Origin of the sequence: Pseudoalteromonas sp. SR45-5 (assembly GCF_014163565.1) — a bacterium.
Lineage (GTDB): Bacteria > Pseudomonadota > Gammaproteobacteria > Enterobacterales > Alteromonadaceae > Pseudoalteromonas > Pseudoalteromonas distincta.
Genome location: NZ_JACJDN010000545.1, coordinates 1 through 2,695 on the forward strand (window position 1 = coordinate 1; position 2,695 = coordinate 2,695).

Annotated in this window: 4 protein-coding genes; 2 read left to right on the forward strand and 2 right to left on the reverse strand. The window is 34.7% G+C overall.

What is annotated here, in order from left to right; genetic code table 11:
- Window positions 1-43 precede the first annotated feature (43 nt).
- Window positions 44-283: a hypothetical protein gene (locus H5072_RS16290; protein WP_182694122.1), complete on the reverse strand. Its 240-nt coding sequence runs from the start codon at window positions 281-283 to the stop codon at window positions 44-46.
- A gap of 97 nt (window positions 284-380) precedes the next feature.
- Complete coding sequence (locus H5072_RS21285; protein ID WP_259395970.1) at window positions 381-512, reverse strand: hypothetical protein; 132 nt, start codon at window positions 510-512, stop codon at window positions 381-383.
- Window positions 513-1,160: 648 nt separating this feature from the next.
- On the opposite strand from H5072_RS21285, the gene H5072_RS16295 reads away from it, so the two are divergent.
- Window positions 1,161-1,727 (forward strand): hypothetical protein, encoded by a 567-nt coding sequence (locus H5072_RS16295; protein ID WP_182694123.1) that lies wholly within the window; start codon window positions 1,161-1,163, stop codon window positions 1,725-1,727.
- Between the two features lie 433 nt (window positions 1,728-2,160).
- Window positions 2,161-2,631 (forward strand): hypothetical protein, encoded by a 471-nt coding sequence (locus tag H5072_RS16300; protein WP_182694124.1) that lies wholly within the window; start codon window positions 2,161-2,163, stop codon window positions 2,629-2,631.
- Window positions 2,632-2,695 lie beyond the last annotated feature (64 nt).

The following is a 2,695-nucleotide window of genomic DNA, read 5'->3' on the forward strand; positions in this document are numbered from 1 at the left end:
AGTTTCTATAAATATCCATTTATAAAATCCTAAATCATCGTTCTCAGCGTTTTGTCCAATATCTCGGATAACCCTTTGGCAAACCATCCCATGACTTTATTTTATTTATAACGTTTATATCAAGTTCATCATATTTTTCACTATCAATGTCGAGTGACTTATACCACGCAAAATCTTCATCATATTTAAAGTCAATTGAGAAGTCGCCTTCTGATGTCATTTCAAAACGTGCTTTATTCCAAGGGACATCATTTTTATTTTTGCATAATATAGAACAGTGCATAAAAGGCATCAGAAACTTTTGATTCATGAGCAAGACCATTTCGCTTATTTACGGTAAAATATTTGTAATTCTTGGAATAACTTTTATCCAAATATTTCTATAACATTGTTACCGAAACATCTACTTTATCCATTAACAACGTTAATGTTGCTATGTCCCATTCATCAGGAAGAGCATCAAACACTGCTTGTCCCACATGATTGTATATATCGTCCAATGTATCGAACATTTAACTTCCTTAGTTATCTTCTCTATTAGCCAATTTTGATCAATTATGTAATTAGAAAAGAGCTTTAGTGGAGTCTAACTTCGCTGTATTTTACTAAATTTCTAGTCTGTGCTTTCTAACTAGCCCTTTGGTTCATTCCTTTCAATTTATCGCTATTCTATGTAGCAACTTTGGCTTTTTAGTTGGGGTACCAAGTTTATTTTCTGCTGTACATTGGAGTAAGGTATCAACTAAATGGCCGATATTAGAGTAAGGGGCACAAGCACATAGCTGCTCCACTTTGATTGCGGTTATTTTTACCTATTGTTTTTGACCTTTAATAACTAAACTTTCGAGCTTGCCTTTGACTTTTATCGTAAATCCTTACTCATTCGTTTTATAAATATAAGTTGCAGATTGACCAGGATGGTTATAAATATCCTCTTATATAGCGGTAGGTTTAGGTATTCAATTTCTATCGCCACACTACATCCTATTTATGGTGTACCTGAATAAAGCCAGCTTTAGTTATATTACAAATAATCAATAAGGAAACAGCTTCAAATTGACTTGATAATGTTTGTAACCTTATTAATCAAAAGCTTGGTTTTGCTAACACTTTACCATACTATTTTGGTATATACAGACAACGGGAATGGAAAATCGTATATGAACAAATCTGAATTACTCGAAATCATCACAAATCCAGTGGATAAAGATTATTTAACAAAAACCTTCTTGAAAGAATGGGAAAAATTGAAAAATCCAGAACTCAATGACAAAGAAAGTGTCCCTAACAGTATTTTCGAGCAATTAGATAAAAATGTGGTTAGTGAATGGCACGATTGGGTAAAGTGCTATATAAAAATGTACACCGAAGGCAAGCTACCTTCTTTATGGCCAATGCGTCAATACGGTATGGGGTTTGAGTTTAAGGAAAATCTCGATGACTTCGACGCAAACACCGAATACTTCTCCCTGGGAACAGATCCCATAGGAGACTGGTTTGTTATGACAAAAGATGAAGGTGCTAAGATTTCCTTATCCGACCATCATACTTACGGGCTGTATGATCACTGGCTAAACCCAAACCACCTGATTGCCTGGGCCTTACGCCTAGAGCTGGCTGTTGAAAACAACCTTACAGAAGCTGAGATTATGCAGTACTGGAAAGGCCGCGCGAACAGGCTAGAAAAAGTCACCGTTGAGCGAATAGCAAACTCTATAGATGAATAAAATTAGCTACTAGATAGCTGGAGGGAGAATCTAACTTTCAGCTATTACACTGACGTACATAACGAATCCTGCCTAGTTTTCATTTAAAAAACGTAGTAATAGTACATTTCAGCGAAACTAAGGGCGCGATCACAAATTTAATATACAACAACCTGAGACGGCTTAAGGTGGCATATGTTGTAAAATATTACATTAATTTTGAAAGGTAATTTTATAGTCGGACTTGATACGATTTAATAATCTCTTTAAGAAAATTGATTCCGCGTATCATGCACAATTAGAGGGCTTGCTAAACCTAAATTGAGCAATTGCTTAACCGCATTTTATCCGTAAACTTAGCTCAAAAATATTCGCAACGCTGTAGTTTCATGTACCATAAAGCCAAAGAGTTTTAATATTAACCACTTTAAAATCAGAATATGGAAATTAATTAATGAGTGATATAAAAGTTTATTTATCAGATCGCTTTGCACAATTTTTAGACACTATAGGTGGAGATTCTCCTTACGATAAGGATGCTGCTTTAGCCATGGTTTTCATCTTAATGGAGAGAAAAGTTTTCACTCGAAAACAACGGAAAGTTTTATCTCTAGAACTAATTGAGCAATGTTTAAATAATAAGAGTATGTTCGATAACATTATTGCACAACCATCAGAGAGTACCTCGTCTACATATGACTACTGCTACTATCCTTATACAGCCAAATATTTAGCTAAATATGGCGCGCTTAACCTCTCCACACTCAAATATATATTGACTGAATTAGATAAAGAGCTTTTTGCTGCCCAAGGCTCTAGCTCAATGAATATGTCAGTCCATAATATTCAAGGTAAAGCTGAGAGCGCTATAGTAATTAATGATTGCATTAAATTAATACAGGGTTATTCAAATGCTAAACCGTAAACGAATAGCTAAATTGTCTAGTGTCTAGTGTCTAGTGTTCATATCAACCATTTTGGTCATTTAG